Origin of the sequence: Vibrio sp. ER1A (assembly GCF_000733315.1) — a bacterium.
Classification (GTDB): domain Bacteria; phylum Pseudomonadota; class Gammaproteobacteria; order Enterobacterales; family Vibrionaceae; genus Vibrio; species Vibrio mediterranei.
Genome location: NZ_JPJA01000002.1, coordinates 137,135 through 152,557 on the forward strand (window position 1 = coordinate 137,135; position 15,423 = coordinate 152,557).

A 15,423-nucleotide genomic window follows, 5' to 3' on the forward strand; every position below is an offset into this window, starting at 1 on the left:
TTCCATCGAAAAAATCTGCTCTTTATATAGCACAGTTTACACCTTGAAATAAGCGAAGAGAAAGCCTTGTTCGCGACTAAGGTGAAAAGTAAGTGCCTACTCGCCCTAATGACTGGCTTGAAGAGACCATTCGGCAAGTGTCATTTTTAGGTTATTTGACATTAACACCTGCTGGTTGAATTGAATTCCGATTAACGAACCTACGCCATGCTTTTTAATACTCGCAATTTCGAAGGTAATTCCTGCGGGTAAAAATCGATTCAACTCACAATCTATTTTTACCTCTAGCCCTTTGCAAAAATCATGTTCGGAAGCGATAAAAATACCACAACCAGACAACGAGAAATCCACCATCGTTGCTTCGGTTTGCGCTTTACCCAGCGAAAGAGAGCAAGGAATTGCAAGCTTATAACGCGAATGCTCTCGAATGGGCTTAGTCACGAAGTTATTAGGAGGTGAAAGATAAACCTGTTTACTAGGTACGTTATAATCGGCAATACACTGACAAGTAAAAGCCACCACATGTCCGTATCCCGTATCCGTCAATCCTCTGACAATCACTTCTTTTTCTCTCAAGGCACAAATCGTCTCTTGTTCCAGTTCTTGCGCATCCACAACCAGATAGTTATCAAATTTAAAGCCGATTAAAGATGCAGGTAGCCCTTTGAGCGATTCCTCACCTGTAACAGAAAGACTGAGTTTCATGCCTGTTTTAAGGTAACGATAGCATTCATATTGTTTTTGTTGTCCCCATTCCACTGACGTTATCCTTTTGTTTATCAACAAATTAATTACACCTTATTTACCTGTTTGATGCAATCCATCAGCTTAAATTTCAAAAGATACAGATTGTTACACTTAGCAATATTGTAAATGATAATAAATAGCATTAGCATTCACCCCGCTACTAATATGATGTCATATACCAATAATAAATTATTCAATTTGTCTCGATTTTTACGAGCAAGGAAAGCCCAGAATGAAATTTCAAGTGACCACACTTTGCAGTGCCGTGGTACTCGCACTTAACACCTCTCCAGCATTTGCCGAACAAAACAAATCGAGTGTGGATGAAACACTCGTCGTACATGCGCAAAGCTTTGATGACTATAAAGTTGACAGTGCTTCAGGTGCTATGCGCACCGATGCCTCTATGTTAGAAACCCCTCAATCTGTAAACGTGATTCCTGAGATTGTTTTGGATGAACAACTGGCAACCACATTAGGTGAAGCGTTGCAAAACGATGCTAGTGTCAGCGCAGGCTCACAGAAATGGAATAGAGAAACGTTCTACTTGCGTGGATTTGAGTTGTCATCAACCAATGGTTACTTGCGCAATGGTCACTCGCTATTCACTCACTACATGCTGCCAATTGAAACCTTAGATCGCATTGAAGTTATAAAGGGTCCATCCAGCCTTTTATACGGTAACTCAGCGCCAGGCGGAATGATTAATATGGTGTCAAAAAAGCCGACTGCGACTCCAAAAGTCAACGTAGGTGCAGATTTTGACGATCTAGGTAGCACGCGCTATCACGTTGATGCATCCGGTAAATTGAATGAATCAGGGACACTTCGTGGCCGTACTGTCCTAGTAAAACAAGACAGTGTTGAAAGTAGAAAGTACGCAACGGGTGATAACCGAGAACGCGATCGTTTTCTAGGTTATGGCGTCATTGAAGCCGATCTTTACGACTGGGGCCTACTCTCCTTCAACTACGAAAAGACTCAAGATAATGCACCGATCGACTCAGGCTCTTGGTTGGATCTAAATGGAAATCGAATTGGCGATAAAGAAACCATCAGAGACGCTCACTGGTCATTCATCAACAACGATGTAGAAAACTTTGGTGCTGATCTTAATCTGTATATCAATACACAATGGGAAGCCAAACTAAGCTACAACTTACAAGACATGAAGCGTCATCGCTATGATTCGATGCCGACACCAGACTCTAATACGCTCGTTGATGGCAGTTACACCATGAGCCCATTTGATCGTCATGATCATTGGAAAACTCAAGCTTTCCATGCAGATCTTCACGGTAACTTCACTGCTCTCAATGTGGATCACCAAGTCTTGCTTGGTACTAACGGCCAGTTCTATGACTATGCTCAGCAGAGAGTGAAAGGCAGCTCAATTAGTGTGCAACCTGGTGAGAACCCTACAAACCCGGGTCTAGACTACAACAATGCCACGTCTACCTATGAGAGCAACAACCATTTCTACGGTTTTTATGCTCAAGACCTCATCACCTTCAATGACCAATGGCAAGCACTTGTAGGCGGTCGATATGATATGTACTTTGCCGATGGAAAAAACTCAAAAGGCGAAATCATCAGTGGTGCTAATGACAGCCAATCATTTTCACCAAAAGCTGGCTTAATCTTCCATCCAAGCTACAACGGCAGCATTTATGCTAACTACTCGGAGAGCTTCAATCCAGTCTCAAACGTGGTTAACGATGACAACTCAGTGACAGAACGCGAACCTGAGAAAAGTCGTCAATACGAGTTAGGTACAAAGTGGGAGCTAATGGATAATCGCCTACTGCTTACTGGAGCCCTATTTGACATTGAGAAGGAAAATATCAGTATCACAGAAAACGGTATCACCACGCAAAATGGTACTCAGCGTCATAAAGGTGTGGAAGCTGGTGCACAAGGTCAAATCGCCGATAAATGGTTTGTGATGGCAACAGGTATGTACTTAGATGCAAACTTCGACAAACATGATAAGTACCAAGATAAGCGTCCAGCTAACGTTCCAGAGTGGAGTGGCTCTGCATGGACTCGCTATGCGATGACTGATACAACGGCATTTAATCTTGGTATGTTCTATCAAGGTGAGCGCTGGGCTGATAATGCTAACACCGTAAAACTGGATGGTTACGTGCGCTTTGATGCTGGAGCATCTCACAAAATTAAGAGCGATTATGTCGTATGGGATTTCCGATTCAATATCGAAAACCTCTTTGACAAAGAGTATGTTGCTGGCACAGGTGGTGGTGGCGAATATATCACTAAATCAGGTAGCTCGACAGGCGTGATCAACGATGTTCATTTCGGGAATGAACGCCGCTTCAAACTGTCCGTGAACGCAACATTCTAAGCTAACTAAATCGAGCCCAGCGATCTCATCGCTGGGCTTTTTCTTCTCACAGTCTCATTTCCCTCTAATTCGATGTCACGATTTTGACATCAACACGTCATCCATCTTCCATCTGTTGTTCGCCATTTTGACATATCAACGTCATAGCATTTTAGCCACATCAATTTGGCTTATATTCAGAGGTTGCTATGGATACTACCAGTCCTTTTCGTCTGCCGCGCAGGTCTCCACTAGGCCTAGCCGAAAACGTTACTGAGTGGGCTACTGGCCTGTCAGTTTTAGACAGATTATACGCTCAACGTCCTGCAGATTGTGATACCGAGTCTTTCTTGCGTTTCACGTTGGATATCCTAGGTATTGATTATCACATCGAAGCAGGCAGTAGTGAGACGATACCTAAAACTGGAGCAACCATCATTGTAGCGAATCATCCCCTAGGTTGTGTTGAAGGTGTCATTTTGGCCGAGGTGCTACTGCAGATTCGCAAGGACGTGAAAATTCTTGCCAATGAATTTCTTAAACTGGTTCCGGAGCTGGAGCCTTTGTTTATCGGTGTCGATGTGTTCAACGGAACCAATGCACATCGATCAAACTCCAAAGCATTGCGACAAGCCAACCAGCATTTAGAACTTGGCGGCCTTCTGCTTGTATTTCCTGCAGGCGAAGTGTCACAACTGGTTGACAGAAAATCGCTTCAACTGGAGGATAAGCAGTGGAGCCGCTCCGTAAGTACCCTTATCAAAAGAAATCAGGCAACAACGGTGCCAGTGCATATCGGCGGCGTTAACTCCAAACACTTCTACTTGGCAGGAAAAGTCCACCCGATGCTAAGAACTGCTATGTTAGGTCGCGAGCTTCTCAATAAAAAGAACACCGCCATCCGAATTTCAATTGGCAACAAAATCAAGTTTAAAGAAGTGAGTTCGCTAGACAGCCAGCAGCTTGTTAGTTATCTGCGCCTTAATACCTATTTGCTCAATCAGCAACATCCTGAAAGAAACCATAGCTCGCTTTCTTCTCATCAACGTGATCAAGCCATAGCCTCAGAAACTCACCTCAGCGAACTGCTTGAGGACATCGAACTCCTCCCTCAAGAGCACTTACTCCTTACTAGCGGTGAGTTTGAGGTTTACTGTACCTCCATGGATTACATTCCTGCGGTGATGCGAGAAATTGGACGAATAAGGGAAATAAACTTTCGACAAGTTGGAGAAGGAACGGGGCAATCTTTAGACATCGATCAGTTTGATCAGCTCTATCAACATCTATTTGTTTGGGACAAAGAAAAACAAAAGTTGGTCGGCGCTTATCGTCTAGGTCTCGTTGACGAGCTCATTAAGCAAGGGGATATACGCGCCCTATACTCTCGCACCCTGTTTAACTTCGAGCACTCCTTCTTAAATACAATGGGCAAATCCATTGAAATGGGACGCAGTGTCGTCGCTGAAGAATACCAAAAAAGCATGAGCGCGCTACTACTGCTGTGGAAAGGTATTGCGGAATTTGTACGTCGACATCCCAACTACACTCATCTATTTGGTCCGGTGAGTATTAGCAATGACTATAGCGACATCGCTCGCCAGCTCCTCACCGACACAATGACCTTGCACCATTACGATAATGACAGTGCACGATATGTAAGTGCGTCTAATCCTCCTAAACAAAATCGCCATAGACAGTGGTGCCCTCAAACACTGAGTGCTCTAGCGGACGTTCAACTGTTATCGCGCGTTATCTCAAGACTGGACACTGGAAAAAGCGTACCGGTCTTATTACGACAATACCTAAACTTAAACGGCAAGTTGGTCTGTTTTAACGTAGACCCCAATTTCAATGACGCATTGGATGGTTTGATCGTCGTCGATCTCACCTCGGTACCTCACAAATCCTTAGCTCGCTATATGGGATCTGAATACGCTAAACAGTATCTAAACAAGCACAATGCTCTGTCCATTTAGTGCCTACGTTACCTTCTTCAAAGCAGCTTAGGCTGCTTTATCCTCTCTCAAACCGTCTCATCCTTGAGAACTAAGTCATTCTTTTACAATAACTATCAACAAGAGGATGTGCATCACAGTTCTTATGGTAGGAGCATGCTAGAAACGGCTGAAAAAACGATAACGACATCGACCGCTTTTCAGCTGTAGGAAGATCGGACTTACTTGAGTGAGATTTAGCAGTGACAGATTTGACATATCACCAAGCGAATGAACTATTTCGCCATTTTCCGGGGTTTCTGTCGATTAGAAATTCGTCCCACGAATACGTCTATATCAATGATAAATTTAATGTCTGGCTGCGCCAGTATACCGACATCAATCCAATAGGGATGACGGCAACCGCACTGGCTCAAGTGGTTCCTGAAAATGTAGCCAATATGCTTCAAGAATGTCATGACGCGAGTATCGATTATATTGAGTCCGGCCAATGCATTCCAAAAATCGTTAAGTTTCAAAGCTTACATTCCACTTTTTACTACAATGTGTTGAAGTTTAAAGTCGACATTGAAGGCGAGTCTTTCATCTATACCACCAGCTTCGATGTTTCTGAACTGCATCAAGAAGCAAAGTTCTTCGAAAAGAAAGCGTATACCGATCCATTAACTAAACTGCGAAACCTGACTTATCTCAGCTCGATTCGCTGGAAAAAAGGATTCTGCGTCGTTATTGATCTCGATAACTTTAAGCAAATTAACGATAATTTGGGTCACAGTGAAGGCGATTTGGTTCTACTTAGGTTCGCGCGTTGCTTGCGACAGAGCTTTTCTGATAAGGATGTGATTGTCCGATATGGTGGGGATGAATTTGTAGTTTTAACGCACTATGAAAATGAAGACACATTAAAGCAAGCTATTGGCAAACTGCATCGGTTATTTATTGATGACTTCCAAGCCTACCCTGAACTTTGCCACAGTATTGGCTATTCGGCATTCCAGTCCAGTTTGCGAATCACTTTGAAGAAAGCCGACCTTGCTATGTACCAAAGTAAGCACGATAAACGCGCGAAAAAGCCTAAAGTCCTATTATAAAAAAGCTGAGCCCAATGCTCAGCTTTTCACTTTTATTTGAGCGCTAGTAACGCTTTTTCATTTTCAATGTGAAGTTCACTAAGGCGATCAGCACTGGCACCTCAATTAGAGGACCAATAACCCCCGCGAATGCTTCAGGTGAATTCAAGCCAAATACGGCAATAGCCACGGCGATAGCCAGTTCAAAGTTATTACCCGTCGCGGTATAGGCAATTGACGCATTCTTATCGAAAGGGACACCCATCTTCTTAGCAACAAAGAAACTCACAAAGAACATCATAAAGAAGTAGATCGTAAGTGGAATCGCTACGCGTACTACTTGCATTGGTAGTTCAACTATCATCTCACCTTTAAGGCTGAACATGAGTACGATGGTAGCCAGTAGTGCGATTAACGTCATCGGTGAAACCTTAGGAATAAAGGTCTCGTTGTACCATTGCTCTCCTTTCTTCGCGACTAAGATCTTGCGACTTAAAAATCCAGCTAAGAAAGGAATACCTAGGTAAATCATTACACTTTCAGCGATATCACCCATTGAGATATCCACGACCTGCCCCTGGAAACCAAATTTTGGTGGCAACACCGTAATGAATAACCAAGCAAGAAAGCTATACGTGATAATCTGGAATACGCTGTTCAGTGCGACTAAGGCTGCGCCGTATTCTTTGTTACCACCACCAATGTCATTCCATACCAGCACCATAGCAATACAACGAGCTAGACCAATTAAAATGACACCTGTCATTAAGCTGGGTTCATCACCCAGAAATGTCAGTGCCAGCACAAACATAAGAATTGGGCCAACCAGCCAGTTCATAACCAATGAAAGTGTCACGGCCTTTTTGTCTTGGAGCACGTTGCCCATCAGGCCGTAGTTCACTTTCGCCAATGGCGGGTACATCATCAGTATCAAGCCAATGGCGAGAGGGATATTAGTGCTACCCACCGTCATTGACTCATTCAAGTTCTCAATCTGGCTCGGAAATGCAACTCCCAGAACCACCCCAATTCCCATCGCCAAAAAGATCCATAAAGTAAGAAAGCGATCAAGGAAGCCCAGCTTTTTCGGTTGTTCAATAGCTAACTCAGACATGTTAACTCTCCAATATCGTCAATCGTCGAATAACGATTAAATTATAGTAATAAAAGTCGGCAATGCCGACTCAATAATCAAAGAATGATAGAAGCTTGCTTAATCAAAGGCTGATTGTGTTAGACGCGCAAAGTCACTGAGCGCCTCTCTCTGGATTCGATAACACACTTTCGGTGGCATCGGCTCAGCACTAATAAAACCGGCGACTTTGAGTATACGTAAATGCTCAGATACCGTTGATTGAGCGAGACCCAATTGAGAAACCAGATCGCTGTTTAAACAACCACCGGCTCGTTCTAGGTCTGACAGAATTCGTAAGATACGAATACGAGCAGGATGGGACAATGCCTTAGCTTGTGCCGCCAGCGTTTTCTCTTGAGCCAGTTGCTCATCTGATGCAATAAACATTTCAGTATTATCCACTGTACAATTCGTCACATTCTACCCTCTATCGTATTTTGACGATAAATATACGCCTGACATAAAAAAGAGTCAATCGCCTTTTAACGATTAACTCTTTAAAGTGGATATTTTATGGCTTACTGAGCCATCGCTTTCGGCGCACCAGGCAGGCGTATCGAAATAATGGTCGTCAGCACAAGGAAGGCAAAAGAGACCCACATACATGCTGCAAGACCAGCAACTTGGAATACCCAGCCAGACAACACAGTGCCAATTAAACGTCCCATCGCATTAGCCATGTAGTAAAAGCCTACATCCATGGAAACCCCATCACCTTTGGCATAGCTAACTATCAAATAGCTATGGAGCGAGGAGTTTACTGCGAAGATAGCACCGAAAATCAATAATCCAACCACAATCACAGCCTGTGGGTACCACTGCATTTGAACACAATAAGCGATTATGCCAGTCACGGCCGCAAGCGCTAATGCCCACCACATTGCTGCGCTGCCATCGGGTACCTTCCCTTGAGCTTTACCGGTAATTTTGGGGGCAATGCCTTGAACAAAGCCATAAGCAATTACCCACGTAGCCAGAAACCCACCGACTAATGTATGGTCCCAACCGAACACCGAACCAAGGTAAATAGGCAGTGCCACGACAAACCACACATCGCGAGCGCCAAATAGGAACATGCGTGCCGCAGACAGAATATTAATGCTCTCCGATTTAGAGAAAATCTGCTTAAACTTAGGCTTCGCTTTCGCTTTACCCATATCACTTTCTAAGCTAAGTACACTGCCGATAAACACCAAACTAAGCACAGCTGCCATGGCAGCAACCGCATATTGGAAACCGAGCACAGAGAGCAGTAGACCACCGATAAAGAAGCCAGCCCCTTTCAGTGCATTCTTAGAGCCAGTTAGAATCGCCACCCACTTGTAGAGCGCACCTTGCTGTTCGTCGGGCACTAACGTCTTAATGGCACTCTTCGCACTCATTTTATTCAGATCTTTGGCGATTCCAGATAGCGCTTGTGCAGCCATCACCCAAGGGATGGTTAGCCAGACACTCGGCACGGCCAACATCAACAAAGCGAAGATCTGCATCCCAAGGCCGATATTCATGGTTCGATTTAGCCCCAAGCGGGCCCCAAGCCAGCCACCAATTAAGTTAGTGACAACACCAAAGAACTCATAGAACAAAAACAGAGAAGCAATAGCTAAGGTGCTATAACCTAGATCATGGAAATACAGCACCACCAACATGCGTAGCGCACCATCAGTAATAGTGAAATTCCAGTAGTTAAAAGTGACCAGCATATACTGGCGAACGCTTTTGCTAAGGTTAGACAACATAATTCTTCTGCCTGAGTAGGGTTTAATTACTCGTGTAAAGTTGAGTTACTCAGTAAAGCATCGTCACCCCTGCGAAGGCAGGGGTCTACTCAACCTGCGTGCGTATCTAAACGAGACTCCCGTTTTCACAGACACGCGGTAATTGTGATGGAAGTTAAATGAGCGACAACTAGAACGTCGCCGCTAACTTCTCTACATAGTCGATTTGTGGCTGTTTGGTAAATGCGCCTGGACGTAATGCCTGCACTTCACGGCGAATCGTCTCAAGATCCCAACCTTTTTCTAGCAGCAAATTGGCCACTAGAAGACCAGTACGTCCGGAACCACCCATGCAGTGCATTGCAATCTTTTCACCCGCCTCAACCGCTTGATGTAATTCTGGCGAAATTGCTTTCCAATCCGCTGCAAATTCAACACTTGGCGCGCGATCATCTTCAATCGCAGTTTGAAACCATTTGATTCCTAATGACCTTGCTTTTGCACCAAGCTCTGCAACTCCTGCTTCCGCCATCTCGTGATTATCGAGAGCCGTCACGATCACAGTCACACCTTGAGTTTTAAGTTGCGCTAATGAATCATCCAGAGACACATCTTTAGTACCGGGACAAGGCGTTAATACAAGCGCTGCGTTATCTACTTTAAGTTCCCATGTTGGATGCATCATCATTACCCCGCTAGACCGACTTTACGAACCAATTCTGCAGTGCGCGTTGCATAGCCCATTTCATTGTCATACCACGCATAGATTTTCACCATACGAGAGCCGACCACCATTGTAGATTGAGCATCGACAATCGTTGAACGCTGGTCACCTTTATAATCGATGGACACCAATGGTCGTTCTTCAAAGCCAAGAATTCCCTTCAGCTCACCCTCTGACGCTTCTTTCAGTAGCGCGTTAACCTCTTCTGCAGTGGTGTCACGTTTAACGTCAAATATAATGTCAGTCAAAGATGCATTCGCTAACGGGACACGAACAGCGTGGCCATTAATCTTGCCCTTAAGCTCTGGGAAAATCTCAACGATAGCAGTTGCACTACCTGTCGTTGTTGGAATAAGGCTCATACCACAGGCGCGAGCACGACGTAGATCTTTGTGTGGTGCATCTAGGATAGTTTGCGTATTAGTCAGGTCATGAATCGTAGTAAATGATGACTGCTCAATACCCAATTTTTCGTGAATCACTTTCACAACTGGTGCAATACAGTTAGTCGTACACGATGCTGCCGTAACAATACGATGTGCTTCAGCGTCGAAAATATCGTCGTTAACACCGACGACAATATTAGCAATACCGGCTTCTTTCACTGGCGCAGAAACCACAACACGCTTAACGCCTTGATCTAAGTATTTGTTCAAGAATTCAGTTTTGCGGTGCACACCTGTTGCTTCAATCACCACATCACAGTCAGACCAATCGATCGCGTCGATATCGCGCTCTTGCGTGGTTTTAATGCGTTTACCATCGATGACAAGCTCATTACCTTCGACTGTAACACCATGATGCCAGGTACCTTGAACTGAATCGAATTCAAGCAGGTGACCTAGTGTGGTTGCATCGCCTGCGACATCGTTGATCAATACAAATTCTAATTCTTGCCAATCGAAAGCAGCACGCAGCGCCAAACGACCAATTCGACCAAATCCGTTAATACCTACTTTAATAGCCATAACTCAATCTCTTAATTACTTAATACATTCGGTGATGAACTAACGCCTAATACCTACTTAGAAGGTGGCACAAGTTCGTTAAAGTTTAGTTGATAAGCGCTTTGCAAGCAGTTCGATTGCTCAAGCCCTTTCAAGGTTCTGTATAACCAGCCTGGCAGCCCTTCCGCCAAGCTATAAAAAACATGCTGCCCTTTACGAGTATCTTTTAGTACACCAGCTTGCCTTAACATTGCCAAATGTCTTGAGACTTTTGGTTGGCTCTCTTCCAAGGCCTCAACAAGACTATTCACACAGACTGATTCATTCGCAGACACCCACAACAAGGTTCGGATACGTGTTTCATCAGACATCAATTTGAAAAACTCATGTGGAAGCATAGTTAAATACTCATATATGGATATGCGTATATATTAATTTTTACATACTAAGAGTCAAGGATCTTTTTGACCTGTCATAAAACCTTCATAATTAAATGGATAGGGATACATAGAAAAGCCCATCAACTTCTTACGGTCGATGAGCTCAGTTGGCAGAATAAACTATTTATTTAACAAAAATTTAGCGATGTAGCCGTTCTACTGCTCTGATGGTTTTGCTCAAGCTCTCTTCCGCTAAAGATGGCATTTTGCTTGCCATGGTGGCATACAAGCTGTCGATCATCGCCAATTTAACCAAACGTGCAGTGCCGTTTTTGCCAAGTACAGGTTCAGGCGACGCTGGGGCATAAAGTGGGATATCCGACAAGGATGACAGCTCTGCGTGATAGTTATTGGTAATAGAAATCACGGTCGCACCAGACTGTTTTGCCTGACGCACAGCATCCATGAGATCAACCGTCTGGCCAGAGTGAGATACCACCAATACAACGTCTTGGTCTGTCATAATGCTCGCTGACATCAGCATTAAGTGACGATCTTTAGGCACCGATGATTTAATACCAATACGTAGCAGCTTATGCTGAAAATCTTCACAGATGATGCTTGAACCACCAACTGCAAAAAGCTCGATATTTCGAGCCTTTAGCAGGGCCTCTGCAGCCGCATCGACCATGCTTACATCCACAAAATTGAGGATCTCAGTTAGGGCATTTATGGAGTTTTGCAGTACCTTTGACACAATCTTCTCGGCGCTATCATCAGGCAACAAACGCTCACTTGGCGCATAGGACTGAGTTTCGCTCTGCGCATATAACGACTCTTTCAGCTGTTTAAAGCCGCTAAACCCCAACTTCTTCGATACTTTGACAATCAGCGCCGGAGAGACGCTTAATCGTTCGGCAACCTCATTTATCGAGGTCGACTTTTGCAAAAAATGCGGCTGCAAAAAGTTTTCCGCTATCGACTGTTCCGTCTTAGTCAGCGACGGCATCATCATACGTATATTGGGGATTACCTGATTCGAGTTCACAACTTTCAACACAGCTCTCAAAGTATTTCCTTCATTATAACCCTAAAACTACTGGATTTTCTGCACCTGTCGGTGACGAGTGTGCACTTGAATCGCTAAACTTCTAATGTCCAATGCTGGTAGCTGACTGCTTTATCACTTTCGAACCGGAAACCACATTGCAGCTCACTGCTACTTGCTTGTCCAAACAATCGACTGGTCATTACAGCTTTTCCATCATTGATAAAGACTTCAACGCATGAGTGGTCACGCATCAGCTGCAACGAAGAGGCTTTTCCCTTCCATGCTCTATCTTCCCATAAACCTGTTTTAAGGTTCTTTCGTCGAGTTGTGATACTCGAAGGCGTGACTAACAGTGATAAGTCGTCGGACAGCTCAATCGTGATAGTGGCTCCGTCAATATCTTGCAGCAACAATTCTGCACTTAATCCAACCAAAGCGGTGGATAAGCAGGTGCCCGATTGTGGGTTGCGGCGCAACGTCGTCAATTCTTCAACAGGTTGTTGTAACAGCTCACCGTTGAGAATGGTTAATCTGCGCGGGCAGGTCATTTGGTGAATCCAACCATATTCAATAGTTGGTTGATAAGGTTCAAACTCATCCGGTTTGCCCATCCAACCAAACAAAATACGACGTCCCTTGTTATCTTCGAAGGTTTGGGGCGCATAGAAATCGAACCCGTGGTCCATCAAACGGCTGCCAGTAGCGTTGTAAAGCGCTTGATGGTAATCGAGCTCACCCAAAGTGACCTCAACATCAAATGTTTCTGTCGCTTTGCCTTCTATATCTATCCAAGTCTTTGGACAAGTAATCATGACATCGCAACCATCAAGAGCAAAGAGATCTGGACACTCCAGCATAAAGTTAGCATCTTGCTTGCCGTTAATGTCAGTACCGTAAATGTCACCACATTTCTCCCACTGATGCAGGTCAGTAGAACGATACAGAATCACCACGCCACGCCGCTGCAGATCTTCTGCTCCAAGCACCATGTAATAATGATTGCCACGTTTCCAAACTTTAGGATCGCGAACATGACCGCTATAACCATCAGGCAATGACAATACCGGCCCTAGTTTAGTTACCGTGCCCTGCTCATCTAGCTGTGCTCTACATTGATAGGCAGTTCGACCACCCTCTGGGTATTTAACATTACCGGTGTAAAACAGCTCAAGCTTACCATCGACTTCAATAGCGGAACCGGAATAACAACCCGATATCTCATAGTCTTCAGTCGGTGCCAAGGCTAAGGGTTTATGTTGCCAATGGATAAGGTCTGAAGACGTTGCTAGCCCCCAAGCCTTTGCACCATGTTCACATTTGAGTGGGTTCCACTGATAAAACAAATGGTATTCACCATTAAAAAACGACAAGCCGTTGGGATCATTCAATAAACCAACACGTGGAGCGAAGTGCCACACTGGACGATATGGATCATGCTCTCCATGTTTAGGGGCATTAAGCAAAGATTGGATGGTTCGCAGGAAATATTGAGAATCTGTCATAAAAACTCCAAAGCCTCCCATTAAGGGAGGCTTATCATTAAATCGCTTATTTCTTTTCAAGCATCTTGTCAGAGAAGCCCATGGTATAAGTCAACGAGAACGCCACACCACAACTTACCGCGTGAACGAGTAAGTAAGAGAGAATCTGACCATCTAAATAAAGTAGCGTGCCTGGGATAACGGTTACTGCCATACCGCTCGCTGCTAGACCAAGAATTTGCGCCACAAAACCACCAGCAGCACCACCGACTAGGGCGAACACGAATGGACGATAGTAACGAAGGTTCACACCAAAGATTGCTGGTTCAATAATGCCGAGGAAAGCAGATACCGTTGATGGGAAACACAGCGCTTTAAGCTTCTTACTTTGCGTCTTCATACCAACCGCTAGACACGCTGCACCCTGAGCTGAGATAGCACCAGTAATAAGTGCGTTGAAAACGTTGCTGCCTTCGTTCGCTAGTAGCTGGATTTCTAGCAGGTTAAACACGTGGTGAACACCAGTGATAACAATCAAATCCCACACGAAACCGATAATCAGACCACTCAAGCCAAATGGTAGGTCAAGCAAGTACTTAGTTGCCTCTACCATAGTCACTTCAACGATGTGGAACAATGGACCTACAGCAAGAAGCGCAACAGCACTCATAATAAGCAGCGTTAGGAATGGAGTCATCACCAAATCAAACGCTTCTGGCATGATTGAGCGAATGCGGCGTTCCAACTTCGCGGTTAGGAAACCTGCAATAAATGCTGGAATAACAGAACCTTGGTAACCAACGACTGGAATAAAGCCAAAGAACATCAATGGATTTGCTTCACCGAAACCAACCGCCCATGCATTAGGTAATGCAGGAGAAACCAGCATTAGGCCAAGCACCAAACCTATCAATGGAGTCCCTCCGAATACGCGGCTTGCCGACCAAGCCACCATCGCAGGTAAGAAAATAAACGCCGTATCCGTGAGAATTTGGGTATAAAGGATAAAGTTTGCAGGGATAGAATCAGGCGTTAGGCCAAATATAGCCAACACTTCAGGTCGCGTCACAAGTCCACGAAGCCCCATGAACAATCCTGTTGCTACCAAGGCAGGTATCAGTGGGACGAATACATCACTGAATGTGCGAATCGCTCGTTGTAGCGCCGTACCTTGTTGGTTTGCTGCTTGTTTAATTTCTGACTTTGAAGACGTCGATAAATCGAGATTCTGAACCGCTTCAAACACACGGTTAACCGTCCCAGTTCCGAAGATAATTTGGTACTGACCACTGTTAAAGAACGCGCCCTTTACCTTGTCTGTATCTTCAATCCTCTCTTTATCGATTTTGGCTTCATCCGCCACCATCACACGTAAGCGTGTTGCACAGTGCGCAACCGATACTATGTTTTGTTCACCGCCTAACGAGTTAACCAACTCTTCTGCAATCAACGAATAAGACATCATTTCATCCTGCGATTTGTTTATTGAGTAATTGCTTTTCAATCTATCACCCCTTTACGTGCTAGACGACGATCCTCATCACAAAATAAATTATTTTATGAAATTTGCACTATTGTGAATTTTATTGTGAATTTTTTATCCGCTATTTTTCAATTACTTATATGATTATTGGCGATTTCAATGAAATTTAAATATTTACAGACGTGAATTTTATCGTAAAATTAAAGCCATATTCATCGGTTAAGGTACAGACAAACATGATCATTTCTATTGGTTGTGACCACGTAGGTTTCGAACACAAAGCTCTCGTTATTAGTCACTTAGAACAAAAAGGTCATCAAGTGATCGACTTAGGTGCTCAATCTGCCGAGCGAACAGACTACCCTCAATATGGCAAAGCGGTTGA

14 protein-coding genes are annotated in these 15,423 nt (G+C 44.3%); 4 read left to right on the forward strand and 10 right to left on the reverse strand.

Going from position 1 to position 15,423, the window contains the following annotated elements:
* Positions 1–105: 105 nt before the first annotated feature.
* A complete protein-coding gene (locus tag HW45_RS01085; protein ID WP_051867634.1) occupies positions 106–759 on the reverse strand; it encodes a PilZ domain-containing protein in 654 nt (217 codons plus the stop codon).
* A gap of 220 nt (positions 760–979) precedes the next feature.
* Between HW45_RS01085 and HW45_RS01090 the strand changes: the two genes are divergently transcribed.
* From HW45_RS01090 to HW45_RS01100, 3 genes are all read left to right on the forward strand, one after another.
* On the forward strand, positions 980–3,112 hold the full coding sequence (locus tag HW45_RS01090; RefSeq protein ID WP_038224048.1) for a TonB-dependent siderophore receptor: 2,133 nt from the start codon (positions 980–982) through the stop codon (positions 3,110–3,112).
* 188 nt (positions 3,113–3,300) lie between these two features.
* Positions 3,301–5,070, forward strand: coding sequence for a lysophospholipid acyltransferase family protein (locus tag HW45_RS01095; RefSeq protein ID WP_038224049.1), 1,770 nt, complete (start codon positions 3,301–3,303; stop codon positions 5,068–5,070).
* 221 nt (positions 5,071–5,291) lie between these two features.
* Positions 5,292–6,140, forward strand: coding sequence for a GGDEF domain-containing protein (locus HW45_RS01100; RefSeq protein WP_038224050.1), 849 nt, complete (start codon positions 5,292–5,294; stop codon positions 6,138–6,140).
* Between the two features lie 43 nt (positions 6,141–6,183).
* Here the strand turns inward: HW45_RS01100 and arsB are convergent, their stop codons facing one another.
* The 9 genes from arsB to HW45_RS01145 all read right to left on the reverse strand — a co-directional run bounded on the left by arsB (position 6,184) and on the right by HW45_RS01145 (position 15,059).
* Positions 6,184–7,233 carry an ACR3 family arsenite efflux transporter gene (gene arsB, locus HW45_RS01105; RefSeq protein WP_038224051.1) on the reverse strand — a complete coding sequence of 350 codons (1,050 nt, stop codon included), beginning with the start codon at positions 7,231–7,233 and terminating at the stop codon, positions 6,184–6,186.
* A 99-nt stretch (positions 7,234–7,332) separates the two neighbouring features.
* Positions 7,333–7,641 carry an ArsR/SmtB family transcription factor gene (locus HW45_RS01110; RefSeq protein ID WP_051867636.1) on the reverse strand — a complete coding sequence of 103 codons (309 nt, stop codon included), beginning with the start codon at positions 7,639–7,641 and terminating at the stop codon, positions 7,333–7,335.
* Between the two features lie 131 nt (positions 7,642–7,772).
* A complete protein-coding gene (gene arsJ / locus HW45_RS01115) occupies positions 7,773–8,993 on the reverse strand; it encodes an organoarsenical effux MFS transporter ArsJ (protein ID WP_038224054.1) in 1,221 nt (406 codons plus the stop codon).
* 169 nt (positions 8,994–9,162) lie between these two features.
* Positions 9,163–9,657: a phosphatase domain-containing putative toxin gene (locus tag HW45_RS01120; protein ID WP_038224076.1), complete on the reverse strand. Its 495-nt coding sequence runs from the start codon at positions 9,655–9,657 to the stop codon at positions 9,163–9,165.
* Positions 9,658–9,659: 2 nt separating this feature from the next.
* A complete protein-coding gene (locus HW45_RS01125; protein ID WP_038224056.1) occupies positions 9,660–10,664 on the reverse strand; it encodes an ArsJ-associated glyceraldehyde-3-phosphate dehydrogenase in 1,005 nt (334 codons plus the stop codon).
* Between the two features lie 53 nt (positions 10,665–10,717).
* Complete coding sequence (locus tag HW45_RS01130) at positions 10,718–11,041, reverse strand: metalloregulator ArsR/SmtB family transcription factor (RefSeq protein ID WP_006072614.1); 324 nt, start codon at positions 11,039–11,041, stop codon at positions 10,718–10,720.
* Between the two features lie 181 nt (positions 11,042–11,222).
* On the reverse strand, positions 11,223–12,083 hold the full coding sequence (locus HW45_RS01135) for an SIS domain-containing protein (RefSeq protein WP_231892984.1): 861 nt from the start codon (positions 12,081–12,083) through the stop codon (positions 11,223–11,225).
* 83 nt (positions 12,084–12,166) lie between these two features.
* A complete protein-coding gene (locus HW45_RS01140) occupies positions 12,167–13,576 on the reverse strand; it encodes a glycoside hydrolase family 32 protein (protein WP_038224058.1) in 1,410 nt (469 codons plus the stop codon).
* 46 nt (positions 13,577–13,622) lie between these two features.
* Positions 13,623–15,059 carry a sucrose-specific PTS transporter subunit IIBC gene (locus tag HW45_RS01145; RefSeq protein WP_231892981.1) on the reverse strand — a complete coding sequence of 479 codons (1,437 nt, stop codon included), beginning with the start codon at positions 15,057–15,059 and terminating at the stop codon, positions 13,623–13,625.
* A gap of 215 nt (positions 15,060–15,274) precedes the next feature.
* On the opposite strand from HW45_RS01145, the gene HW45_RS01150 reads away from it, so the two are divergent.
* On the forward strand, positions 15,275–15,423 hold a 149-nt coding region (locus HW45_RS01150), incomplete at its 3' end, for an RpiB/LacA/LacB family sugar-phosphate isomerase (RefSeq protein ID WP_038224062.1).